Source organism: Aquabacter albus, from assembly GCF_040049275.1.
GTDB lineage: Bacteria > Pseudomonadota > Alphaproteobacteria > Rhizobiales > Xanthobacteraceae > Aquabacter.
Genome location: NZ_JBDZDT010000007.1, coordinates 151,337 through 178,125 on the forward strand (window position 1 = coordinate 151,337; position 26,789 = coordinate 178,125).

At 67.9% G+C, this 26,789-nt stretch carries 4 protein-coding genes and 1 tRNA gene; 1 reads left to right on the plus strand and 4 read right to left on the minus strand.

Annotated elements, in window-relative coordinates:
• Positions 1–126: 126 nt before the first annotated feature.
• The 3 genes from ABLE91_RS18845 to ABLE91_RS18855 all read right to left on the minus strand — a co-directional run bounded on the left by ABLE91_RS18845 (position 127) and on the right by ABLE91_RS18855 (position 26,066).
• Entirely contained in the window at positions 127–23,835 is a 23,709-nt protein-coding gene (locus tag ABLE91_RS18845; protein WP_348933298.1) for a PKD domain-containing protein, read from the minus strand.
• Between the two features lie 553 nt (positions 23,836–24,388).
• Positions 24,389–25,603 carry an NO-inducible flavohemoprotein gene (hmpA, locus tag ABLE91_RS18850; protein ID WP_348933300.1) on the minus strand — a complete coding sequence of 405 codons (1,215 nt, stop codon included), beginning with the start codon at positions 25,601–25,603 and terminating at the stop codon, positions 24,389–24,391.
• A 46-nt stretch (positions 25,604–25,649) separates the two neighbouring features.
• Positions 25,650–26,066, minus strand: coding sequence for a group III truncated hemoglobin (locus tag ABLE91_RS18855; RefSeq protein ID WP_348933301.1), 417 nt, complete (start codon positions 26,064–26,066; stop codon positions 25,650–25,652).
• A 64-nt stretch (positions 26,067–26,130) separates the two neighbouring features.
• Between ABLE91_RS18855 and ABLE91_RS18860 the strand changes: the two genes are divergently transcribed.
• The gene (locus tag ABLE91_RS18860) at positions 26,131–26,571 is read left to right on the plus strand and encodes an Rrf2 family transcriptional regulator (protein WP_348933303.1); all 441 of its coding nucleotides are present in this window, start codon (positions 26,131–26,133) and stop codon (positions 26,569–26,571) included.
• 41 nt (positions 26,572–26,612) lie between these two features.
• Here the strand turns inward: ABLE91_RS18860 and ABLE91_RS18865 are convergent.
• Positions 26,613–26,699 (minus strand) — tRNA-Leu (locus tag ABLE91_RS18865).
• Positions 26,700–26,789 lie beyond the last annotated feature (90 nt).

Genomic DNA, 26,789 nt, shown 5'->3' on the forward strand with positions numbered 1-26,789 from the left:
GCATCCGCCGGCGCGGCATGGGTCGCCGGCAGGAGACACGCATCGCACCATCCGCCTTTGAAAGGTGCAACCCGTCATCCTGTTTCCGGATGACGCCGGCGCGCTATGGTCCTTCCGCCGCCAGTGTCAGACGACGCGCTTCTGTGTCCTGCCCTTGTCGCGCACCGACCAGCCGGATATCCGCGCCGCGTCATTGTCTGCGCGCGCGGGAAGCGCGGCCAGCGAGCCGAGGTAGAGCCAGTCCGGCACGGCATTGTCCACGCGCCGGCCGGAATCCTCCGATGCCGGCTCGGGAGCCAGGACCTTGTCCTGGCCGCCGGGGGCAGGGGGCTCGCCGCTCTGCTGCTTTGCGGGCTGGCCATCCTGCGGGAGGGCGCGTTCCGCCGGTGCAGGCGTGTCGCCCAGGCCTTGCGGCGTGCCTTCGGACGGCTTGTCGTCCTCCGGAGCCTTACCCTGCGGAGCGTCGCCCTTTGCGTCAGGCGCGTTCTGCTGGTCCTGGGCGGGCTTCTTGGCCGCCGCCGGCTCCGTGCGTTGGCTGCTCGCGGCCGCCTTGCCACCGCCCTGGAAGGCGAACTGGTAGGAGCCGGGGATGATCTGCTCCAGATCGGGGAAGTCCGGCGCGAACGGCGCGAAGGTCGCCACGATGCTGAGGGGCGCCTGGAGCTTGAGCGCCAGGGCAGCGCCGCGGGCGGCCGGCGGAGAGGTGGCGGGCGCCGCCGCCGCCAGGTCCACATTGACCACCGTGAGGCGGGTGATGGCCGTGGGGCCGGCGTCGCCGTTCTGGTCGAACGCCTGTGCCGCGATGGTATAGATGCGGGACTGCATGGCCCCGGTGACGTCGCCGTAATGATGGCTCGCGGTGAAGAGGCGCGTGACGGGATCCACCGCCACGTCCTCGAGCGCGGTGCCGTCGCCCCAGTTGATCCGCACCGTCACGATGTCCCGCAGGCCCGGATCATCCACACGGCCGCTCACCGTCACGGTTCCGTTCTCGTTGATCTCCGGGATGCTCGTGGACAGATCGGCCACCACCGGCGGCACGGCGGCCACCGTGACGGCGGTCGTGAGGCTGGTGCTGGCGCCGTCATCGTCGGTGGCGGTGATGGTCACGAGGAAGGACGTGCCGTCGGCCGGCTGGTCCAGATAGCGGTGGGTTGCGCTGAAGGCGCCATTGGCGCCCACGGTCGCGAGCGAGCTGGTCCCGTCGCCCCAGTCGACCATGACCGTCTGGGTGTCGAGGGTGCCGATATCGACGATGGTGCCCGTCAGCGTGACGCTCTCGCCTTCCCGGATCGAGGCCGGCGTGATGGCGATATTCGCGATGGCGGGGGCGGTGTTGAGTACGGTGGCGGTGGTGGTGGCGGCAGCGCTGCTGGCGCCATCGCTGCCCTGCGCCGTCACGCTCACCGTATAGGTGGCATTGTCCTGGTAGGTGTGGGTGGCGCTGAAGGTGCCGTCCGCATTCACCGTGACGCCCGCGCTGGTCGTGCCGTCGCCCCAGGCGATGGTGACCAACTGCGTGCTGCCGGCACGGGCATCTGTCACGACGCCCGTAAGGGTGAGGCTTCCCCCTTCGGCGGCGGGGTTCGGCGTCACCACGAGGCCCTGCACCACTGGCGCCACGCTGTTGACCATCACCGTTGCGGTGACGGCAGCGCTGGTGGCCCCGTCGCTGTCCTGCGCCGTCACGCTCACCATATAGGTGGCGTTGTCCTGGTACGTGTGGGTGGCGCTGAAGGTGCCGTCCGGGTTCACGGTGACGCCGGTGCTGGTCGTGCCGTCGCCCCAGGCGATGGTGACGGTCTGCGTGTCGGCGGTGCCGGCATCGGTCACGGTGCCGGTGAGGGTGAGGTTTGCCCCTTCGGCGGCGGGGTTCGGCGTCACCGCCAGTCCCTGCACCACCGGCGCCACATTGTTGATCGTCACGGTAGCGGTGGCGGCGGCGCTGATGGCTCCGTCGCTGTCCTGCGCCGTCACGCTCACCGTGTAGGTGGCATTGTTCCCATAGGTATGGCTGGCGCTGAAGGTGCCGTCCAGATTCACCGTGACGCCCGCGCTGGTCGTGCCGTCGCCCCAGGCGATGGTGACGGTCTGCGTGTCGGCGGCGCCGGCATCGGTCACGGTGCCTGTGAGGGTGACGTTTGCCCCCTCGGCGGCGGGGTTCGGCATCACAGCCACGCCCTGCACAACCGGCGCCACGTTGTTGATGGTCACGGTAGCGGTGGTGGGATCGCTGATGGCCCCGCCATTGTCCTGCGCCGTCACGCTCACCGTATAGGTGGCGTTGTTCTGGTAGGTGTGGGTCGCGCTGAAGGTGCCGTCCGGGTTCACCGTGACGCCGGTGCTGGTCGTGCCGTCGCCCCAGGCGATGGTGACGGTCTGCGTGTCGGCGATGCCGGCATCGGTCACGGTGCCGGTGAGGGTGACGCTCGTTCCTTCATCGGCGGGGTTCGGCGCCACCACCAGGCCCTGCACCACCGGCGGCGTATTGGCCACAGTGAGCGGCACCGAGAGGCTGGTGCTGGCGCCGTCATCGTCGGTGGCGGTGATGGTCACAAGGAAGGACGTGCCGCTGGCTGGCTGGTCCAGATACTGGTGTGTGGCGCTGAAGGTGCCGTCCGGGTTCACCGCCACATTGGTGCTGGGGGTGCCGTCGCCCCAATCGACCGAAACCGTCTGGATGTCGAACATGCCGGCATCGACGATGGTGCCCGTCAAGGTGACGCTCTCGCCTTCGGATATTGAGGCCGGCGTGAAGACGACGTTCGTGATGACGGGGGCGGCGTTGAGCACGGTGGCGGTGGTGGTGACGGGTGCGCTGGTGTCCCCGTCGCTGTCCTGCGCCGTCACGCTCACCGTATAGGAGGTGCTGGCGGTGGAGCCGGGCTGGTCGTTATAGGCGTGGGTGGCGCTGAAGGTACCGTCCGGGTTCACTGCGACGTTGGTGTTGGCGGTGCCGTCGCCCCAATTGATGGTGACGGTCTGCGTGTCGGCGCCGCCGGCATCGGTGGCAATGCCGGTGAGGGTGAGGCTCTCCCCCTCGGTGGTGGGGTTCGGCATCAAGGTGAGGTCGCTGACGGTCGGCGCCACGTTGGGAATGGTGGCGTTCACGGTCGCCGTCGCCGTACCGCCGTCGCCGTCGGACACCGTCACGGTCACGCTCACCGCGCCGCTCTGACCATAGCGGTGGGACAGGTCGAAGCCGGTGGCGCCGCTCGCCAGGGTCACCACCTCGGGGTCGCTGCCGTCGCCCCAATCGATGGTCAGGGTGAAGGTGTCGGTGCCGGGGTCGGAGATGGTTCCGACCAGGTGGCTGACGCTGCCCTCGGGGGCGGGGTCCAGCGCCACGCTGGAGAGAACGGGGACGGCATTGGACACCGTCACGGTCTTGTCGACGCTGTAGCTGCCGTCATTGTCGACCAGCGTCACCTTGATGTTCATGACGCCTTCGTCGGCGAACACATGGGTGAGGGTGGCGGTCGGGGTGGTGACGGTGCTGGTGCTGCCGTCGCCCCAGTCCACCACCCAGCGGATGACGGCATCCGCGCCGGGATCGGTGCTGCTGAGGGTCAGCGTATAGGGCGCGCCTTCCACTGACGTGGAGGCGCCCGAGACGGTGATGGACGGCACGACTTCGGTCACCGTGACGGTGGCGTAGACGTCCGTGCTCAGGCCGTCGCTGTCGGTGACCCGGCCATGGATGACATGGGTGCCGGCGACTGTGAGGTATTGGCTGGGAATGACTGCGCTGGATGCGCTGGAGCCGACGATCTCGAAAACCCCATCATCGTCGAAGTCGTAGCTGTAGGTGAAGGTGTCGGTGCCGGACGGATCCCGGACGTTCACGAACGAAACCGTCGCCGACCCGCGCTCGGGCACGCTCGCCGGGTTGACCTCCAGGGTGGCCGTGGGGGCGACGGCATCGACCGTCAGCGTCGTGGCCTGCGCCGCCGTCACGGTGATGTTGCCGGCATAGATGGCAGTCACGCTCACCGTAAAGGTGCCGTCATCGGAGACGCCCAGAGCGGAGAGCTGTGCCCAGGTCAGCGTGGCGCTTGCGCCGGATGTCGGATAGCTGGCCCCGTTGATGGTCCATGTGAACGACACCGGCGTGCCGGGGGCGCTGGCCGTCAGGGTCACGCCGCTGCCTTCGTCAGTCACATAGGGGCCGCCCACGCCGATCTGGCTGGGAGCGACCGTGGCGGTGATGGGGAAGGGATTGGCCGAGACGAAGTTCGAGGAATCCTCGTCCATGGCGCTGACGACGATGCTGCGCGGGCCGGGTGTCAGATAGACATGGCTGGCGCCGGTGGCGTCGGCCCCCAGTTCCTCCACCACGCCGTCGCCCCAGTCGATCTGCCACTTGACGATGGTGTCGTCGCCGGGGTCGGCCGCGGAGAAGGTCAGGTTGTAGGTGCCGCCCACGTTCGCCGTGGACGCGCCGGTGACGGTGATGGTCGGGCTGGCATTGGTGATGATGAAGAAGACCTGCGCGTCCGAGGACAGGCCGTCCCCATTGGTCGCGCGCACCCAGACCGAATAGGTGCCGTCGTCGACGATGCCGATCTGCGCCAGCTGCGCCCAGGTGAGGGAGAGGCTCCCGCCGCTGGTCTCGAATGTTCCGTCGCCGTCCAGATCCCACGCCACGCCGGTGAGCTGGTTGGTGGTGCCGAGCGGGGTGATGGAGACCGAGAGCGTCAGGCTTTGCCCCTCGGCGATGGTCACCGGGTTCGTGGGCGCCGTAATGAGGGGGGCCGCGACCACAGCCGTGGATGCGAACCCATCATAGGTGAGCGTTCCCGCGCCATCGACGGTCAAGGTGCCGGCGGAGGGGTCCGGAACCGTGGGCAGGTAGTTCGGCGTCTGCGGGTTCGGGTTCTGGGGATCGAAGATCAGGGCGTCGTCGGCATTCGTTCCGCCGCCATGGGCGGTGGTGGTGGCGCTCGCCGGCAAGTTGGCGCCCGAGACGATGACCTTGTCTTCCCCCGCGCCGCCGGAGACGGTGGTGTTGGCATTCGCCCCGACGCGCGAGATGCGCAGGGTGTCGTCGCCATTCCCGCCATCCACCGTGACGGTCGCGCCTGCGGTGGTGAAGGAGAGGATGGCTTCGTCCGCGCCGTCGCCGAGGTCCACGCTGGTGGTTGCAGCCGCGGCCTTGAGTGTGACGCGGTCGTCTCCCCCGCCCGTCGAGATGGTCAGCGACGTGGTCCCCGCGCCCGGTGCGGCATCCACGGAGATGGTGTCCGCGCCCGCGCCGGTGGAGATGGAGAGCTCTTCGATCCCGGAATGGTCCACCACAAGATCGGAGCGGCGCGCATCGGAAAGGTTGATGTTCAGCCAGGCGAGGCCGCCTTCGCCGCCCGCGCCGCTAGCCACCAGAAGCCGCGCGCCGTCCACGGCCAGCGCGGCCGGCGCGCCGATGCCGGAGACGCCGCCGACTGCGTCGGTCACGATCTGCACGAAGGTCAGCTTGCCGGTGTCCGCGTTGCGCTTGAACACGGAGACGCTGTTGCTGCCGGCGCCCGAGACGAGGACATATTGCCCGTCCTGCGTCGCCACCACGTCGCTCGGGCCCTCAAGCCCCCGCACGCCATTGACGCCGTTGGCGAGCGTCTGCTGGTGGGTGACGGTCACGCCCGACACGTCGAACACCGTCAGGGTGCCGCCCGTGGCGCTGGTGACGTAGAGATCGGTGCCGCTGAGTGTGAGGTCCGAGGCGCCCGCAAGGCCGAGGCTTGTGCCGGCGAGCGTCTGCTGGACGGCCAGCGTCTGGCTGTCCAGCACCAGGAGGGCGTTGTTGGCCGCGCTGGCGACGAACACGCGCGCGCCGTCGGCGCTCACCGCGATCTCGCTGACGCCGGAGATGCCGGTAGTGCTGGTGCCGGCGCTGAGGGCGCCGGTGGCAATATCGACATTGAAGACCGCAAGGCCACTGGCGCCGCCCGCATAGAGGCGGGTGCCGTCCGCGCTCAGGGTGATGGTGTCGAACATGTTGTTCGCGCCGGTCACCGTCTGGAGGAAGGCGAGGTCGCCCGTGCTGGTGGAGCGGGAGAAGATGGCGATGGAATTCGAGGTCGGCGAGGACACATAGACGAACCGGCCGTCGGCGCTGAGGCTCACATCGCTCGCGCCGGCAAGGCCCGAAACCCCCGCCGCGCCGTCATGGAAGGCCTGGCGCTGGCTGCCGTCCGCATTGATCACCACCAGGGCGTTCTCCTGGGCCGAGACCGCATAAGTCTGGTCCAGGGTGTCATTGCTGGCGGCGATGGCGGTGAGGCCCGAGATCGGGTTCTGCGCCGGCGCGGCCGGCGCGTCCGCGCGCAGATAGAGCACTTGCCCATCGACGATGGTGACGTTGGAGAGGCTGCCGCCGATGCCGCCAATGCTGGCGCTCACCGTGGTGGCGCTCTCGGGGATCAGGGTCGCCCACACGGCATGGGAGGCGAGCAGCGACATCACACTGCCGGTGCCATTGCCGCCGAAAATCTGCTGGGCGCTGTAGCCGCCGGTCATCAGCGCCTGAGCCGCCTCGCCGACACCCAGTGAAGGGTCGGCGAGGGCGAAGCCGGTCAGGTTGACGTACAGCAGCATGTCGTAGCCGGTGTAGTCCTCCCCGTCCGCCCCGATGTCGAGCCGGATGACCGCGATCAGCGCGTCGCTCGGCGGCGTGGTCATGGCCGACATGATGTCGGTGGCGGTGATGCCGTCCAGCACGCCGTAGATCCAGGAACCGCCCACCATGTCGGCGATTAGCGACGTCTGCCCGTCGCCCGCGAGGTAGGTGTTCGCCTCGCGCGGGCCAGTGGAATAAATGGTAGTCGAGCCGGTCACATTGGCGCCGCTCGGCGCGCCGCCCACGGAGGTGATGACGTTGCCGGGGCCGGTCACGATGGACGTGTTGCCGGCGAAGATGAAGCGGCCATTGCCGCCCACCGTGCCGCCGGTTCCGCCTGATGTGTTGACCTGGATGCCGTCCGCCACGATGTCGGTGGCGTAGAGCTTGATGGTGCCGCCCGCCCCGCCTGCGCCATCGCCGCCCTGGCCGCCTGCGCCACCCACGCCGCCCGCGGCGCCCGTACCGCCCGCGGCACCGTCTCCGCCGTCGCCCGCGCCATCGACGGGCTTGTCGCCCGGCAGGCCAGCGGTTCCGCTGCTGCCGCCGCCGCCGGTAGAGCCGCCGGTGCCCGACTGGCCCGTCGTGCCGTTGCCGCCGGTGGCTCCGAAGCTGGTGGACGCACCGGTGGAGACCGTGATGCGCCCGAGCGCGCCGATTTCAAGCGCGCCGCCGCCAGCACCGCCGACACCGCCCGCGCCGCCCGATCCGCCGACACCGCCCGCGCCGCCCGCGCCGCCGCTGCCACCGGCCCCGCCATTATTGCCGGTGTCCGGGGCTGCGGGATTGCCCGAGGCGAAGCCGCCAGCACCACCGCCGCCGCCGCTGGTGCCGCTCGCGCCACCACCGCCGCCTGATCCGCCGGCTGCACCGCCGCCCGCGCCGCCACCACCACCGCCGGAAAGCTGGGTGCCGGCGCCGGTGTTCTGACCGGCGCCACCATCGCTGCCGTCGTTGCCGCTGCCGCCCGCGCCGCCGCCGTTTCCGTTGTTGCCGCTGGAACCGGCGCTGCCGTTATAGCCGGTGCCGAAGTCCCATTCGCCGCCCGCGCCGCCTGCGCCGCCGCCGCCGGTCGTGCCTGCGCTGCCGCCGCCGGTGTGGGTGCCGGCCGTGCCGCCCGCGCCGCCGCCGCCGGACGCTGCATTCACGCCGGCCCCGCCCGCCGCGCCCGTGCCGCCATTATTGCCTGTTCCGCCGGTCTGTCCCGCATTTGCGGTGCCGTTTCCGCCGGGATTGCCGTCATCGTCGGTCCCGGTGCCACCCGCGCCGCCATCCGTCGCGCCGCCGCCGGCACCCGCCGTGCCGCCCGTGCCACCGGTGCCGGCCGTGCCGCCCGCGGTGCCGCCGCCGGCGCCGGCCGTGGTCCCGCTCGCGGACACGTCGAATATGACGCCCGCGCCGATGGTCACATCGTTGCCGGCAAAGAGCGACAGGGCATGGGCGCCGGTGGCGCTGATGCGGACGCCCGCCGCGATCACGAGGTCGCCGGTGAACGCGAAACGGGTGATGCCGCCCTGTGTGCTCACCACAATGCCCGCCGCCGCGATCTCGGCGGACGAAGAGCTGGCGTTGAGCGTGACGCTGCCGGCCACGATGGAGCCACTGGCGATCCGGCCGGTCGCGGTGTTGAAGGAGATATTGCCGGCGATCTGGAACTGCTGGATCTGGTTCGTCGCGGGCGGGACCTGGGCGATGATCACGTCCTGGGCGACGATGTTGTCCACCGATACGCCGGACGCGGTCCACGTGACCTGCGTCACCGTCGCGAACGCCGCGCCGAGCGTGTAAGTCCGGAAGCCGACGCCCGCCGCCACGCTGATGGTGGTGGTGACCGTCTGCCCGTTTGCCGTGAGGCCCGTGAAGGTGACGTTCCGCGTGCCGGTGCCGTCGGCCGCGAGCGAGATGGAATAGAGCGCGAAGGCGTTGCCGGTGGCCGTGCCGTTTGCATTGGCCGAGCGCAGGGTGAGCACGTCCGCGTCGGATGCGCCCGACGCGGATGGGCTGAAGCCGTCATTGCGCACCAGTGTGCTGCCGGAAGTGGAGAGGCTGAAGCCGTCCTCCACATAGGCGACGAGGCCGTTCTGCATGCCGTCGAAGGTCAGCGCGTGCGTGTAGTCCACATAGGTCGCGGACCCCTGGCCGGAGACCACCTGGAGGCCGGCGTGCAGCTCCACGCTGTCGCCGTCGATGGTTCCGTCCACGTCGCCGGCATCGGACACGATGGAGAGCGTGTCGCTCTGGCCGCCGCCGATGATCTTGGTCCGTTCGGCGCCATCGGTGGAGACCACGGTGGCCAGCGCGCCGCCCGCCCGGGGGGCCGCCTGGATCACGCCGTTCGCGACCGTCCAGGCGATGGCGCTGGAGGTATTCGCCGAATTGTCCACCACAAGAAGTTCGAGATCGAGGCTGAGGCCCGTGAAGCCGCCGCCCGCCGGGATGCCGGGGATCTGCAGGGTCAGGCTGTCGCTGCCGCTGCCGCCGGAGATCACGGTGGGCGCGGTGCCGATGGTGGAGGCGAAGAAGGTGTCGTTGCCGCCGCCACCGTCGATCTGGAGCTTGGTGGCGGCGAAGCTCTCATTCAGGCTGAGCGTGTCGTTACCGCCGCCGAGGGCGATGCTGACGAGGCCGAGGCCGGAGAAGGTGATGTCGCCGGCCGTCAGGCCCTCGATGACGCCTTCGCCGGCGCTTGCGCCATCACGCACCTTGCCCGCCGTCACGGCGCTGGTGCGGCTCGCCTGGTTGATGGCCAGGGTGTCGGCGGCATCGCCCGTCACGCGGATATCCGCGGCGGTGTCGATCACCGTCAGCGTGTCCGCGCCCGCGCCCAGGTTGAAGGTGCCGCTCTGGGCGAGGCCGCGCACCTCTATGGTGTCGTTGCCGCCATTGGCGTTGACCGTGATGGGAGCGGAGCTGCCCAGGACGACCAGCGTGTCGGCGGCCTCGCTCAGCGACACGGCAAGCGACTGCATGCCCGAGAAGGCGACCCCGCCCGCCATGCCGCTGCCGGTGATGAGGCTGCCGCCGGCCGCGTTGGCGATGGTGAGGTTCGCGGCCTGGAGCGACGACACGGAGAGGGTGTCGAGACCGTCGCCCGTGAGCGTGAGGAGACCACCCATCTGCGTGAGGTTGGTGCCGACCAGGAAGGCATCGGCGCCACCACCAGCATCGATGGTGGTGGCGGCGGAGGTGCCGGAGACGGAGATCGTGTCGCCGAGCGTGCCGAGCGAGAGCCCAACCTGTTCGAGGCCGCCATAATAGAAGCCGCCGGAGGCATTTCCGGGCGTGAGGCCGAGAATGCTGGTGGCGCTCACGGCCACGTTGCGGGCGACCGTGTCCGCGGTGTCGACGATGGTCAGCGTATCGCTGCCTGTTCCGCCTGATATATCCAGGCGGCTCGCGAAGGCGGCCAGCGTGTTGTCGTTGCCGGCGAGGCGGATCTGGTCGTCGCCGCCGCCGAGGTCCATCTGGACATTGATGTTGGCGCCGGTGACCGTCACCCCATCCGCGCCCGAGCCGAACTGGAGGGCAAGGCTGGCCAGCGTGCCGAACTGCACCGAGGCGCCGAGGCCCATGCCGGTGATCTGGGTCGTCGACAGGGTCGCGGTCCGGCCGGACGTGGCGCCGCTGTCATCGAGCAGCAGCGTGTCCATGCCGTCGCCGCCCTGCAGCACGACTTGGCCGAGAATGGTCGAGAGGACGCCCCCGCTGGCGCCCGCCGCGGTGGCGGTGCTGCCCAGCAGGATGGCGTCGGTGCCGAAGCCGGCATTGATGGTCAGGGTCGAACCGTTCTGCAGCCGGCGCAGCGAGATAGTGTCGTTGCCGGCGCCGGTCGCAACCGAGATGGCGGTGGCCGCGATGAGGCCGCGCAGATCGACGGACGCGCCCGTCGCCGGATCCTGGTCCCCCGCGTCCCCGACGATCGAGACGGTGCCGCCGGCGGAGATGGTGCTTGTATCGGAGGTGAGGACATTGTCTCCGGCCTGCAGCGTGACGGTGCCGGCCAAGGCCGAGACCTTCGCATTGTCGGAGAGGGTGAGGTCCTCGCCCGAGGCCAGGCTGTCCAGTACGGAGAGCACGACATTGCCGCCGGTCGAGATCACGCTGTTGACCGAAAGCCCGCCGCTGACATCGGTGATGAAGATGCCGCTGGAGGTGCCGGTCGTCAGCGCAGTGAGTGCGCCGGACGCGCCGCGCGCATCGATCAGGAGCGCCTGCTGGGCCGTGCCGATGCTGCCGGTGGTCGCGGTGAGCGATATGGTCTCGGCCACAATGCTCGCGCCGGAGCCGGACCCGGTGATTGAGCCGGCATTCAGGCTCACCGTGCCGTTGCTCGCGGTGGCGGAGGCGACGGCGAGCGCCCCGGCGGCGCTCACATAGACGCCGCTCAGCGCATTGGCCGTGAGCCGGGTAGAGCCGCCGGGATTGGCCGAGATCAGGATCGGCGCGGCGGAGGAGCCCACGGAGCCGGCCAGCGCGGACAGCACCACCGCGGCGCTGACGATGCTGCCGCCATTCGCCAGGATGCTGCCGCCGGCATTGGTGATCGTGGTGGTGCCGAAGGGATTGGAGATGACGCCGGAGATGAGGACGTTGGCGGCGCTGGTGTTGACGATCTGTATGTTCGTCGCCGTGGTGATCGCACCATAGGTCGGCGTGAATCCTGAATAGCCGGCGGTGCCGGTCACTTGCGGCCGCTGGTTGGAGGCGCCGTAGACCGCGTTGATATTGCCGATGGCCAGCGTCATCGCCGAATTGTTGGTGATGAAGACGTTGGCGAAATTGCCGATGGTGTTGATGGTGGGCGCGCCGGTGAGGCTCGCGCTCGACACGGACGGCACCACGTCCAGGGTCGAGGAGGACAGGACGAACGCGATGGTGCCGCTGGAGGACGCGCTTCCGGCGATCGACCCCACGGTGATGGTGTTATTGGCGATGGTGGCGGTCGCGCCGCCGCTCGCCGTCACCTGTCCGCTGGCGTCCACCACCAAAGTCGGGTCCTGAGCGCCGAGCATCGTCACCGTCCCGTTGAAGACGATGGTGCGCGTGTAGGTGAGGGTCCGCGCGCTGGACGTGTTGCCACCGATATTGATCAGGCCGCCGCTGACGGTGCCGCTGGGGTTGAGGTTCGGCGTCGCCTGGGCGGAGGCTTCGACGGTGAGGGCGCGGGTGGAGATCTGCGCGCCCTGCGCCACGCCCACGCTGGTGGTGAAATTGGCAATGAGGGTGGCGAGGCCGTAGGGCGTGGCGATGAGGTTCCACGCATTGGAGAAGGCCGTCGGAGTGGCGGTGAGGTTCGACTGGTTCGCCGTCAGGGCGACGCTGGTCGTTCCCGTGATGGCCGCGCCGGCATTGACGTTCACGGTCGCGGACGAGGTGACCGTCGCTGTCGCCTCGGCATCGAGATAGCCATAGGCGCCGCCGGCAAGGGTGTTGAAGCTTGGTGCGATGTTGAGCTTCGCCACCTGGGCCGTGACCGCGACCGTCACGCCGGTGAGGGAGGCGTTGTTCGAGATGGTGACCGTGGTGGCCCCGGTGAAGGTGATGCTGCCCGTGGCGACGGGCGCCGCCCCCAGCGCCGAAATGGTGGTGGCGTCTCCGCTCAGCGTCGCCGCATTCGACGATGTGGCAGAAACCGAGAGATTGCGTCCGGCCGCAAGCGCGGCGCTGCCACCCACCGTCACGCTGGTGGTGTCCGTCATGGTCGCCCCGACCGTGGCGGAATCATAGCTGCCCAGCAGGGCCCCGCCGCCGGTGACAGCCGTCTGGGTGAGGGAATTGTTGGTGGTGGCGGAGATGGTGATGTCGCGGGACGCGGTCAGCGCCGCGCTGGTTCCGAGCGTGATGGTGTTCGTGCTGCGGAGCGATGCGTTGGCGTTGGTGCCGCCATAGGCGATGCCGACGGCCCCGCCATAGCCGCGGGATTCGACGGACCCGGAGATTGCGACGTTCGTCTTGAGGCTGATGTCGCCCGCGGTCGCGGTGAGCACGGCGCCTGTGCCGATGGCGATGGTGGTGCTGGACGTGATGGTGAGCGTGGAATAGAGCGCCGCGACATTGGCGATGAGCGAGCCCGTCGCCGCGAAGCCTTCGAGCTGCGGCGTCACGGTGTTGGAGGCGTTCACGCTCAGCGATGCGCCCCGGACGCGGCTGTTGTTGCCGATATTCGCCTGGACCGTGTTCGCGATGGTGTTGTTTGCCGACACCACGCCCACGCCCACCAGCGACAAGAGGCCGGAGCCCACCTTCATCGAGGTCGTGATATGGTCGCTCGCGGCAACGGACACCGCGCCGGTGCTGGTGAGGGTGACGGAATTGCCGATCTGGGCCGACACCGTGCCGGACACCTCGACGCCGGCATAGGCCACGGGAACGGCGCCGATGGCTGCCGCCAGGGCCGCCGCCACATAGCCGAACGAATTGCCCGGGGGCGTGATGGTGACGGAGCGCGTCGCGCTCAGCGTCATCGGCCCGGTCACATCCATCTGCGTGTTGTCGGAAATCTGCGCGCTGACGCCGCCGTCATAGGTGGTGTGCAGCACCGTCACGCCGACGCCCGCGAAGGCGGACCCGCCCAGCGAGCCGGCGAACACTTCCTGCGTTACGGTCGCCGTGGCGGCGACCGTGGTCGCGCCATAGCCGGAAAGGGTGGCGCCGCTGGCCCCGGTCGCGCCGGGCTGGTTGCCCACCAGCGCTGTCACCGCGGAATGGTCGTTGATGACCGCCACCGCAGCGCCGACGCCGGCGTAAAGGCCGCCGCCCACCGCCATGCCGGCGACCCAGATGTCGGCGGTGCGCGACGCCGTGACGGAGAGCGCGCCGCCGCTGCCGGTGAGCACCGCGCCCGCGCCGATATAGGCCTGAACCCCGGCGTCCACATAGACGATGGCGATGCCGGCGCCGACGCCCGCCGCCGCAAGGCCGATGCCGACGGCGCCGGTGAGGGCGACGAGGTTGACGCTCTGCGCGGCGTTGACGGAGAGGCTCCGCGAATTGATCCGGGCGCCGGCCTCGACGCCCGCCGTGGTGCCGCTGGCGACGGGGCCGGCGGAGAGCACGCCGTTGCTGAGCTGGTTCTGCGGCGCCCCGGCAATCATCTGGTTGCGGGCCTGCGCGCCGCCCTGGCCGTCGAGCGTGAAGCTCTGGGTGGCGCCGGTGGCGGCCGGCGTGAGCTGGATCGACCGGCCGTTCAGCGCGTCCGCAAGGCTGGTCGCGAGCGCGATCCTGTTGGGATTGCTGGCATCGACGATGGCGTAATAGGTGCGGCCACTGGTCAGGCCGCCGATGGGCGCGCCGCTGCCGGCATTGTAGATGACCGCCTGTCCGGTCGCGAGATTGTAGTTGGCGCCGAGATTGATGGTGTCCGTAGTGGGATCGACGGCGGTGCTGGAATTGAAGCTCGGCGCGGGGTTCGTGGTGGCGGCCGACTGGATGGCGCCCGACAGGCTCTGGTCGAGGAAGGAGCCGACATTCCCGTTGCTGTTCGCAAGCACATTGGTGGTGTCGTCGGCACCGGTGATCTGGCCGTCGCCATTGCTGTCGGTCTGGTAGGTCCCGTTGACGTTGCCGCCCACATTGTAGACCACGACCGAGCCCTGCACGCCCACCGTGCCGCCGCCGCCGCCACCCACGGCATGGCCCTTGAACGTCCAGTCATTGAGCGCGTTGACCGAGACCGCCCCAGCGGCTGAGACCTGCGTGCCCGCGCCGATGAGCGCGACCGTGTTGTTGTCGATGGTGCCCACATCCACGCTGGCGCCGACACCCACCGCGCCGCCGATGGCGAGGTTTCCGGCGAAGCTGTAGATGTTCATCCTGTTGGTGGCGGAGACGTCCACCGCCTGGTTGGCGTTGGTCCCCGCGCCGGTGTTCTGGTTGATCTGGGCGGCGCCGGAAATGGTCGCCCAGGTGCCGCTGTTGATGCTCTCCACCGTGACCGCGCCATAGACCCCGACGCTGCCGCCGCCGCCGGCGCTTCCGCCGACATTGGTCACCGTCTCGGAGGACGACGCCTCCACCGCCACGCCCACGAGGCTGCCGGTGCTGTTCGCGCCGGGCCAGTTGGCGTTCGGGATGCCGGTGATGCTGCCGGGGCCGTTGCCATAGGCATCGACGCTCGCGCCGCCGCCGATATTGGCGCTGGTCTGCTTGTCGACGATGACCACGCCCGCGCCGGCGCCGATGCCCGCGCTGCCGCCGATGGAGATGGAGCCGCCCACATTGACGATGGAGGTGTTGTCGCTGGCCCCCACCAGGACATTGCCGTTCGCCGTCACCGCCACAGCGCCGCCGATGCTGGCCTGGGTCTGCAGGTCCATGCCCACCCAGCTCATGGAGCCGGCGATGCCCGCGCCCCCCGCGGCCCCGCCGACGCCGGCGGCCACGCTCACCACATTCTCGCTCGCCCGCGCGGTGACGGACACGTTGCCCTTCGCGTTCACCACGGTGCCGGTGCTGCCGTTGCCGGCGATATAGGCCTGCGTGATGCCGTCCAGATAGACGCGCGACAGTCCCGGCATCACGGCGGCGCCGCCGGAGCTGTAGCCGGCGACGGCGGCCACCGAGAGCATGGTGTATGAATGGCCCGCACCCACCGACACGTTCTGCTGGCTGGACGCCTGGCTGGTATCCGCGTTGATCTGCGCGCCGCTGTTGATGTAGGCGAGGGTGCTTACGTAGTGGTCGCTCCACTCACCCGCCGCCGCGACCAAGGCACCGCCGGTGCCGACGGCCAGCCCCACGCCGAAGCCCTTCAGGTTTTCCAGGCTCACGGCGGAGACGATGACGCCGCTCTGCAGGGATTTCATCGCCGTCTGCTGGCCGGTGAAGGACTGGTTGACGTTGAGGCCGGCACTGGAGGCGCTGGCGGTCTGGACCGGGTCGGAGAGCGACATGATGGTCTGCGTCGCCGTCGCGTCCATGCCGGTGGTGTCGAGCACGATGAAGGTGCCGAGCTGCGCGTTGGCGGCGCTGGACGCGAACCGCACATGGTTCGCATCCACCACGATCACATAATAGGTCTGGCCGCTCTGGAGCCCGCCGATCACCGGGCCGGTGGCGATGTAGAGGACCTGCTGTCCCGTGACATAGCCGTGGCCCGTCGCCGTGATCGTGCTGCTCGCCACGTCGCCTGTGGTGAAGGCGACGCTGCCGCTCGATCCGGCGGGGGAGGCCACGAGGAGCGACTGCACCGAGGCGCCCGGCGTCGCGGAAAGGGCGATCGCCGGCCCGCCGTTCGTCGCCGAGAGCTTGATGGTGTTCGCATCGATGACGATGACGTAATAGACCTGCCCGGCGGTGAGGCCGCCGATGGGCGTGTCCGCGCTGAGCACCACCTGCCGGCCGTTCTGCAGGTTGTGGCCCGGTAGTGTGATCTGGTTGTTCACCACGGCGCTGGGCAGGAAGGCGAGGCCTGGCGCGGTCTGGCCGGTGAGCGTCGCGATGCCCGCACCCTGCGCATTGGCCGTCACGCTGGCGCCGGTGTCGATATAGGCCGTGGTGGTCTTGTAGAGCTTGTTGAGCCCGAGGCTGGCGCCGACGCCGAGGCTGGTGCCCCAGCCGAGGCCGCCGGAAATCTGCGTCGCATCGGTGGAATCGAACGCCGTCACCGCGACATTGTTCTGGGCCGTGACTTGCGCGCCCGCGCCGATATAGGCGGTGGTGTTCAGGGTGAGGACCGTCACCGCCGCATTGGCGCCGACCCCGGTCGCGCTCGACGATACGCTGAGCGCCAGGGAGCCGGACCACACGTCCGTGGAGGCCTGGGCGTTCACCACCACGTTGCCGCCCGCGGCGACCTCGTTGTTCCCGCCGATATAGGCGCTCACGTTGCGGGTGATCCAGGGCGTGTCGACGCCCGCGGTGCCGGCCGAGCCGCCGCTGGTGGAGATGCCGAGCGCCCCGCCGACGCCGACCACGAAGGTGGAGCCGTAGGCGGCCACGTTTACGTCTGCGGCGGAGTTGATGTTCGCCGCTGTCGGGACGGCGGTGCGCGCGCCGACATAGGCGCTGACCGTGCTGTTGATGGTGGTCCAGGAGACGGAGGCGGAGCCAGCCCCCTGGCCCCCGACGGCGCCGCCAGCGGCAATGTTGGTGATGCTCTGGGTGGAGGAGGCCTCGATGGAGAGGCCGTGGACGGTGGCGCCGGTCACGTCGGTGATGGCGGTTCCGTTACCCGCGGAGACCGTGGCGGCGCCATCCAGATAGGCCGTGACCGTGTCGGTCACGTTGGAATGGGCGACGCCGAAGCCGAAGGCCTTGGAGCCGGTGTCCTTGCCCAAGGCCGCATCCCCGGCGATGTTGCGGATCACCGACTGGTTGGTGGCGAGGATGCGGACATTGCCGTCGGCCGTGATGGCCGACGCGCCGGTGATCTGCGCGGCGATGGTGGTGTTCACCGTGCTCCAGGAGACCGAGCCCGCATAGCTGCTCTCCGCAAAGGAGATGCCCGCGGCCACCGACACGATCTGCGCCGCACCGCTTGCCTGGACCAGGACGTCGTCCTCGGCGGCCACGGTGGTGCCCGTGATCTGCGCCGTCACGGTGGCGGAGACGATGTTGACCGCGATGGCGGCGCCGGCGGCGCTGCTGTAGTCGCCGCCGATCATGGCGATGCCGCCATTGACGGCGGTGATGACCGTGCCGTCGCTGGCGGAGACCGAGACCCCGCCTGCGCTGTCGATGCTTGGGGTGATGCCGGCGGTCACGCCGCTGGTGGGCGTCGTGGTGGTGAGCGATGCCGTGATCGTCTTCACCATGACGTTCACGGACAGGCTCGCGGCGATCGAGTTGCCGCCGCCCGTGGTCAGCGCGGCGCCGATCCCCACAGCGACGATCTGCGCCGTGCTGCCGGCAGAAACGGAAACATCGCCGTCAGTGCTGGTGGTGATGGAGGCATAGTTGATGAACGCGTTGACGCCGATGGCGATCTCGTTCCAGGCGAGCGCGGCGCCCACGGAGTTCGCGCTCGAGGCCATATCCGCCTGGCCCCAGGCGAGGCTGCCGGCGATGGACAGGATATTGGACGAATCCGAGGCCGAGACCGAGACGGATCCCGCGTCCACGATCGCCTGCTGAATGCCGGCGCTCACCGGGGTGCTGGCGCCGTCCAGCGCCTTGACGACATTGACGGTGACGATGCCCGCGACTTCCGAGCTCTGCTGGCCGGAGCCGATGGCGGCGGTGACGCCGATGGCCTGGATCGAGTTGTCGTTCTTCGCGCAGACGGTGACAGCGCCGGTTGTGGTGATGTCGGACAGGGCCGTCTTGCTTGATATCAGCGCGCTGGTGCCGGAGGCGATCTCGTTGAACGCGATGGAGGCGCCGATCCCGAGCTTCGACTTGCTGGCGGAAATGCCGCCGCCATAGGCGTAGATGCTGAGCGAGCTGTTTGCGGTCACCGCCAGCGAGGCGGCGCTCAGTATCACGACGCTGTCCACCAGCGCGGCCGCGACGTCGGTGACGCGGTTGACGGCCACGTTGCCCGCCGCCGCCCATTTCCCCTGCGGGTTGGAATCGTAGCCGAGGCCGGCGGAGACGGACACGACCGACCCGGTGTTCGCGGCTTTGACGGTGACGGCGCCGCTGGCGGTCAGGTCCGAAAGGCCGATGAGCGAGGCGCTGGTCTGGAGGTCGAGCAGATTGATGTTGACGGCGCCGGCGACGGTGGTCGAGCCGGAACTGTTGGACACGAGGCCGAGCGATGCGGCGCCCACGAGGCTGACGACGCCGGTGCTGTCGGTCGCATTCACGTTGAGCGAGGCGACGTCGAAAGGCCCGGATGTGGAGACGTAGGCGTTGGTGGTGTCGCTGAGGGTGAGGAGGTTCACCGAGCCGGCGATGCCGATGCCGGTCTCATCATTCCCCACGCCGGCGACATTCGGCGCGCCCACATTGGGCACCTGGGCGCCGGCAAGCGCGTTCTGGCCGCTGGCGGCCGGCTGGTCCGGGGATCCGCTATAGGTCCCTGCGACGGCGATGGACCAGAAGGTGCCGGCATTGGTCGACGTGACCGAGACGGCGCCGGCATTGATATTGATGCCGGCAAGCCCGGTCGTCGACGCGCCGGGCTGCGCGCCGATATAGCTGACGACGTCGCGGTCGACGACCTTGACGATGACGCTCACGCCCACGCCGAGGCCGCCGCCGGTGAAGGAGGCGGGCGTGCCGGCGATCTCGATCTGCGTGCCTCCGGTGGAGGCCGTCACGTTCACCGCCCCGCCGGTGATGGTTGTGACCTGGCTGCCATCCTGGATGGCGGCGACAACATCGCTGTTCTGCGTGGTGACGATGAACGACCCGGCGATGGACTTGCCGTTATTGGAGGAAACCGACGCACCCGCCTGGACGATGTTCAGCAGGAAGGTGTCTTCGGACGCATTCACCGTGATGCTGCCGGACACCCCGGAACCGATCTTGGCCCCGCTCTGGACGATGGCCTGGGTATTGTTGTTGAAGACGTTGACGGCCACCGCGCCGCCGATGGTCTTGCCCGTCGAACTCACGGAGAAGCTGGCGAAATCCGACGCTGACATGGACTTGTGCTTGGCCGGGTCCGGATCGCTCAGGCTCTTGCGGACGTCATAAGCTTTGAAGCCCAGGCCCGAATTCAGGTTCAGCGAATAATTGCCGCTGGCGTTTATCATCGTAATCGACGTGACGGCGGAAATATTCACGCTCTGCGCCGCCAGCGGAAGGGTAGTCTGGCCGAGGACGGTCAGGCTGCTCTTCTGGTTGATCTCCGCGCCCGATGCGACCGTGACCGTGCTGTTGTTGAAATACGTGTTCACATTGGCCGAGAGGCCGATGGTCGTTCCATCCTTCGTTCCGTCGCCGCTTGAGGCGGACACCGTGGAGGCGTTGTTGAGGAGGTTGGTCAACCCCCCGACGCCGTCATTGTAATAGGTGAGGCCGCCCAGGCCCTTGCTCTGGATGTTGCTGAGAATGCCGGTCCAGAGCTGGCCTAAGGTTCCGGCCTGGCCGACGCCGGAGGATGTGCCGAGCGGGTAAGTGACGTTGGAGGTGATGGAGACCGAATTCGCCGCGTCGAGCCGTGCTCCGGCGCCGATAAGGACGGTGGCGGTGTTGTTGTAATAGCCGTACCCGATCGACAGGGCGATCCCGGCGGTGGAATTGCTGCCCTTCGGCTTGCTGGCCGTGGCGCTGGTGGAGAGCGAGGTCGACTGCCAGATGGTCGATGAAATGGCCATGGTGCCGGCGGAGACGATGTCGGTCGTGTCCGGTCCGGTGACGTTCTGGCCGATGCTGACGCCGACATTGTGGTTCGCGACCGTGACGGCGACCGCGCCCACCCAGGAATTCTGCCCGTTATTGAGGGGGTTCTTCGCTGCGTCCAAGCCCTTCGCGATCGGGCTGTCGAGATCGAGCTTGAGCCTGTTTTGCAGGACAGCGAGGGTGATGTCGGGCTTGCTCAGGAAGCCGACATATTTTTTGTAGCCGAACGTGCCGCCGATACCGGACGATGCGGACTGGGACTCGCTCGGTGTCAGCGTGGCGCTGATGGTCAGCGCCCCGGCGGTGTCGCCGAACTGCTGGTTGCCCGAACCGGCGCTGGTCAGCGCGATGACGGTTGCCGCCTGCGCCTCCTCAAGCGAGGACACGAGGCGGATCGTGTTCGCGTCCACCACCACCACATAATAGAAGTGCTGGTTCTCCAGGCCGCCGATTTCGGTGTCCGTGGTCTCGATCTGCGCCGTGCTGATCTGCTGCAGGGTCTGCGCGTCGAGGACGGCGACGGTGCTCGTTCCCGAAATGGTGGGATCGATACTGTAGAGCAGCACGTCCCCGGTCTGCAGGCCGTGATTGGGGATCGCGATGGTGTCTTTGGCGCCGCTCACCGCGGATGTCGGGTCGATGGTGAAGGTCTGCGCGGTGTAGAAAAGCGCCTGCAGCGAAGAGACGGTCCCATTGGCGATGTCGACCGCCTGCCCATTGGCGCCGATCAGCTGGAACTGGTTGGCGCTGATGACATGGACCGTGTAGGTGGCGCCGTCGTTGAGCCCCGCTATATCAGTGTCGTCCGAGCCGGACAGGTTACTATAGGTGACGCTGAGCCCCTCGGTGAGGCCGTGATTGGCGACCGAGATGATGTTGGTATTGGCATCGATCGAGGCGAGCGTCAGCTCCACGCCGTAGCCCAGCGCCTCGTCCATGAACGTATGATCCCCCAGCGATGCGCCCTGGCTGACCAGGATGACCTGGCCGTTCGCGCCCATCAGCTGGAAGGAGGATTGGTCGATGACGTGGACCTTGTAGGTCGCGCCGTCGGTCAGGCCGATGAGAGGCGTGTTGCCATTGGCCGAATAGACGACCTGCTCGCCCTCGGTGAAGCCGTGGCCGGGCACGGCGAACGTGCCGCCCGCGCCGATGGCGTTGAGCATGAAGGGCGTTGCGGCTTGCTTGCCGAAGGTCTGCTGCGCGCCGGCATTGCCCTGAGTGGGCGACAGGTCGATGAACTGGCCGTTGGTGAGCTGGATCGTGTTCGCGTCGATGACCACCACCGTGTAGGTGGCGCCGTTGGTCAGCCCGCCGATGGCTGTGCCGCCGTTGGTGTAATAGGTAATCTGCTGCCCGTTCGTGAAACCATGGTTGGGCAGCGTCAGGGTGTTGTTGGTGGTGTTGACCGCGGTCGCGGCGTTGAAGGCGGCGGTCGGCGCGCCCTGGATGGCGCCGGCGGAAATATCGCCGTCGACCACGGTCTGAATGTCCGAGTTGTTGACGCCGACGGCCAGCGAGATCCCCTGATTGCCGTCGATATTGGCCTGGGTCGAAACACTCGTGCCGGTCTTTTCCTTGCCGGTGGAGGTCACCAGCACCGAGCCGCCCGCCGTGATGGAGGCGGCGGCGCCGAGCTGGGCGAAGGCCGTGACTTCGCTGATCGCCACGCCCAGGGCATAGGCATAGTTCGTGGTGTTGATGTCGCCGATCAGGTTGACGGACGAGCGCGCCGTGGTCTTCACCGTGCCGGTCGCGCTGGAGGTCACGGAAACGGTGCCCGGCGTGGTGATCGTGCTCGAGCCCGAGATCAGCACCTGCGCGTTGCTGTCCACATAGCCGACGCCGAATGCGATGGCGAACTTGCTGGTGGCACCGTTGAGGCCGGAGACCAGCGCCTGGCCGCTGGCGTCCACCGACGTTGTCGCGCTGATGGAGATGGCCGGGGACGAGGTCGAAAGCGTCGAGGGCAGGGTCGAGGTGGCGTTGATGCTCGTATCATGGACCGCGACGCGCGCATTCGCCTTGTGGACCACGACGGACGGGTCGAAGCCCGCGAGGGAGCCCAGCAGGCCTGCGACCGCCTGATTGAGGGTGGTGACGATGGAGGACGTGATGCCCTGCAGGTATCCGCCCCATACCGTCGAGAGCTGGTTGGTGCCGGGAACATCCATGCTGGTCGCCGTGATGGTGACCGTGCTGCCGACGATGGTGGCGTTCGAAAGGTCGATGGTCGCGGCGAGGGGGCTGAATTCCCAGCTGATGGGCAAGGTGAGGTAGCGGAAATTGACATTGGACGCGACGATGGAGATCTCACCGTCGCTGGTGGTTCCGTCCGCCAGGATCTGGGCGCCGCTGCCGACGCGGATATCGAAGGCATTGATGGAGATCTTGCCCGCCGCCGCGGCGCTGTTGCTCGCTGTGTTGATGATGGCTGTGGCGGCAAGGTTGAGCACCTTGAACGTCATGGTGCCGCCGGCGCCGGTCACGCTGATGGTGTCGCCCACCGCATAGCCCGTCCCCGCGCTCAGGATATGCACGGCTGCCTCGCCCACGGCATTCGTCGTGATGTCGACGGTCATGCCCGTGCCGCTGCCGCCAGTGGTGGCAACGCCGTTATATTCCCTGTTGGCCGTCCAGCCGGTTGTCGCGCCGCTGGGGTCGCCGATGACGTTACCGACCAGCACCCGCTCGGAATTGATGGTGATCGACCCGCCGGCGAGCTGGATGTTGCCGTTGATCCTGACGACCTGCTCCAGGTTCGACTGCAGGCTGATGATGTTGAGCGTGGTGGTGTTGCCGCCAATGGCGCTGGTGCCGAGCGTGTTGGCGTTGACCGTGAACGCTCCCGCGAAGGTCGGATCGAACGACTGGATCTTCAGATCGATGCTCGACGGATCGCCTATCTCATCCTGAGCCGTGATGGTGAGGGTGGACAGGCCGGATGCGGCGAACAGCTGGGTCTCGAATTCACCGTCATTGCTGACGAGCGACATCATCTGCGTCGACGCATTGTAGCTGAGCGTCGCGCTGCCCCAGGCATAGAGCGAGATCGCGCTCGCCTGCGCCGTGACCGTCACCGGCTCCAGGCCGTCATAGGCGATGGTCTGGCTGCCGACGATCATCACGCCGGAATTGGGCCCCGTGGGAATGGAGGTGACGCTGAGGCCCTGGGCGTTGCCGAGCACCATGGTGTCGTAGCCGCCGGCCCCGCCGTCGACGCCGTTCAGCATCGAGCCGCCGGGGGCGAAGGTGAAGACATCCTGGTTGCCGGCTGCGCCCACGAGCTTCTCGAAGCCCGCAAAGGACTGCCCGCTGACGGCGCCCGACCCCGCGCCGGTGATCTGCCAGTCGACGTTGGAGGCGGCGCCCTTCAGCGTGTCATTGCCCGATCCCGCCACGAGATGGCTGACGCCGGAGAACGTGACGGCCGCAGTGCCGGAAACCGTTCCCGCTCCGGGCGCGCCGAGCTGCCACGTGGCGCCTTGCGGGTCCCGCACGTCCAGCGTGTCGTTTCCGCCGCCGCCGGTGAAGCTGATGGCGGGTGTCGCATGTCCGGCGAAAGAGGTGGCGTCTATGGTGACGCGGTCATCGCCCGCGCCGCCGTTCAGCGTTACCTGGCTGATAGCATTGGCATCGCCCGACGCAAGCAGGGTCCCGTTGGCCGTGTCGAGAATCTCGATGCGCTGCTGGCTGGCCGCCGTGCTCTGCACCTGGTCCGCCTGATCCACGAGGCGCACGAGCACCTGGTGTTCCTGATGGGCCGGCAGGGTCGAAAGGTCGACCGCGAGCAGGTCCGCCGACATCAGCAGGCGCGGCTCAAGCGGATCGAACAGGAGGGGGGCGTGGCGCCGGGCGGGCGGCAGGAGCAACCTCGCCGCCGAGGATTTCAGCCGGCGCAGCAGGCCAGCAGGGTGTGTGCGGACGGCAGGCGACACATCGCCGGGCGCGGCATTGGCCGGCGCGGCTTCCGGGCCGTCCTGCAGGTGCATGTCAACTGGCAATGCGCGAAAAGCGCTCTTTGGCTTTGACCCCCGACCCACCACGATCGCCCCCGCGATTGGTTGACGCGTCACATCTAATTTTGGCGGGATGCATAGGAGCGCCCCACACAATCAGGAAGGGCGCGGGCAATCCAGCAAATTATACCTTTTTGGGTAGCACGGATTTATTAAGAGCAAAAGACGCGCATCGCTTCAATGAACGTTTTGTGATGGGTAGTTGCGGCCGCGCGTCAATGCAAATGCAGCAGGCGGGAATGTCGCATCCTCAACAAGTCAGTTCCGCACCGTGCCCACTGACTTTCGGGTTTTGTTACATTTTCTTTATGCCAAAGCTTATGCTTCCAGGTCAGCCTCGCTGAAACTCGAGATCCTGGATGAATACAGAAAGCACGGGAACGCCCTGTCTCCCGCTGCGCGGTCCGAGAATGCTGCCGGAAGCGGGCAATGGCCGTCTTTATGAAGGTATAATTATACTATCTACCTGTGGCTCCTGGCGGATCTTCATTTGATTCGCCAGGAGCCGCCGTTTTGATGGCCAAGGTCAGGCAGCGAGCAATTCGTCAGCCGGGCCGAAGAACTCGTAGTGAATCCGATCCGACAAGACGCCTGCCTGCGAGAGGCCGCTGACGAACGCCCTGAGGAAGGGTTTCGGCCCACACAGATAGATGTCGGCTTCGTCCAGCGGCGTATTCGCCTTCAGCCAGTCCATGGTGATCATGCCGCTCACGTCATGGCTCTGACCAAGGGCGTCATGGGGCGCCGGCTCGCTGTAGAAGGTTGAGACCGAGATGCCGCCATGTGCCCTGGCGAGGGAACGGACATGCGCGTCCATGGCGTGGGTCGCGCTGCTCATGGTGCCATGGACATAGTGCGCCTCCAGCCCCGGATGGGCCGCCGCGATGGTCTCCACCATGCTGACCATGGGCGTCAGCCCCACGCCGCCCGACAGCAGCACCACGGGGCGCTGGAGCGTGTCGCCGAGGAAGAAATCGCCGGCGGGAGGGGTGACCTCCAGGATATCGCCCAGCTGGATGGTGTCGTGCAGATAGCGCGAGCCGCCCTGGCCATTGGCCTCGCGCTTCACCGAAATGCGGTAATGGTCATCGTTCGGCGCGCAGGAAATCGAATAATTGCGCTTCATGGCGGGCTCGCCCGCGGCGCCGAGCCGGAACGTCAGATACTGGCCGGGCCTGTGCCGCAGCACGGGGCGACCATCGGTCGGCCGCAGGATGAAGGACGTGATGATCTCGCTCTCGCGCCGCTTCTCGGCGACCTTGAAGGCACGCCAGCCGTTCCACCCGCCCGTGACCGCCTCGATCTTGGAGCGGATGACGGCTTCGCGGGCCTTGAGGATGTCGGCAAGGAACCAGTAGGCCTCGCCCCAGGCGTTCAGCACCTCGTCGGAGGCCGCCTCGCCGAGCACTTCCTTGATGGCGCCCAGCAGTGCCGTTGCCACGAACGGATAGTGCTCGGGCAGGATATGATAGCCGATATGCTTGTGCGCGATGCGCTCGACCGTGGGCGCGAGGGCGCCGAGATTGTCGATATTCTGCGCATAGCCGAGGATCGCCGCCGCCAGCGCGTGGACCTGCGCACCGCCTTCGCCCTGGTTGCTGTGATTGAAGAGGGCGCGGATGTGCTCGTCCTTGAAGAGGCGCCCATACATGACGCGCGTGATGGTCGAGCCGTGGACGGCCAGCGCCGGAACGGTGGCTTTGACGATGGCGATCGTCTGCGGGGACAGAGGCCGGGTCATGTAGGCTCCAGGGTTGGACATTGATTGCAGTGCCGGCGGCGCGCGCTCAGCGTGCGGGGGTGAAATGGATGACGGCCTTCAGGCTCTCGGCAATCCTCAAAGCCTTGGCCTGAATGGCTTCTGCGGCGGCGGGAGAGAGCAATTCGTCGGTCGTTGCCGCCCATAGCGCGAGCCACCGATCGAACATGGCCGGAGTGATGCGGTCCGCATGCAGCAGGTGCATGGCGACCGGATTTCCCTTGTAGCGGCCGCTCGCGAACATCACGGACGACCAAAAATCCCCGATCCGCCTGAGGTGATCGTCCCAATCTTCCACCGCGTCGTTGAATACGGGGCCGAGCAGGGGATCGCTGCGGACACGCGCATAGAAGGCGCGCAACAGATGGGGGATTTCCGCCTCGTCGATGGCTGTCGCTTCCGTCTCCACCGCTGTCGCCCCCAAAATCATGCGTACGACATGCATCTATTGGATCGGCGGAAAACATGCAATACAGATGCATCTTAAAGTCGCGGCAGATGGAGCGAGCGTGAGGCTAACCCGCTACACGGATTATGCGCTGCGGGTGATGATCCACCTGGGCGTGAACGAGGGTCGGCTGGTGTCGATCGCCGAGATCGCGCGGGCCTATGACATCTCGCAGAACAACCTCATGAAGGTCGTGCAGGATCTCGGACAGGCGGGGTTTGTCGAGACGATCCGGGGACGGGCCGGCGGCATCCGGCTCGCGCGTCCCGCCACTGAGATCAATGTCGGCCGGCTGGTCCGGCACACGGAAGCCGGCTTCATGGTCGCGGATTGCGCCCATTGCCCCATCGCGCCGGCGTGCGGGTTGACCGGCGTTTTCGCAGAAGCGATCCAGGCTTTCCTCGGCGTGCTTGATCGCTATGCCGTCGCCGATCTTCTGGACCAGCGCTCGCAGCTCGCGGCGCTGCTGGCGCGCACGGTGGAGCCGTGCGGCGGAGAGTAGAGCCGCGCCGACGTCGTTCAGCCAGATCTGTAAGGAGAGGATGGTGCGGGCGGTCGGAATCGAACCGACACTCTGTCACCAGAACCGGATTTTGAGTCCGGCGCGTCTACCAGTTCCGCCACGCCCGCGCGGAGGGTCCGTATAGCGGGGCCGTTCCGCGGCGCCAATGGAAAAATGTTCGCTCTCCGCAGGTCCGCACGCTCCCGCATCGAAGGGAA

What these genes read in the sequence shown, in the direction of transcription:
- ABLE91_RS18845 (WP_348933298.1), bottom strand. Translation starts at nt 23,835, where the DNA reads ATGCACCTGCAGGACGGCCCGGAAGCCGCGCCGGCCAATGCCGCGCCC.
- hmpA (WP_348933300.1), bottom strand. Translation starts at nt 25,603, where the DNA reads ATGACCCGGCCTCTGTCCCCGCAGACGATCGCCATCGTCAAAGCCACC.
- ABLE91_RS18855 (WP_348933301.1), bottom strand. Translation starts at nt 26,066, where the DNA reads ATGCATGTCGTACGCATGATTTTGGGGGCGACAGCGGTGGAGACGGAA.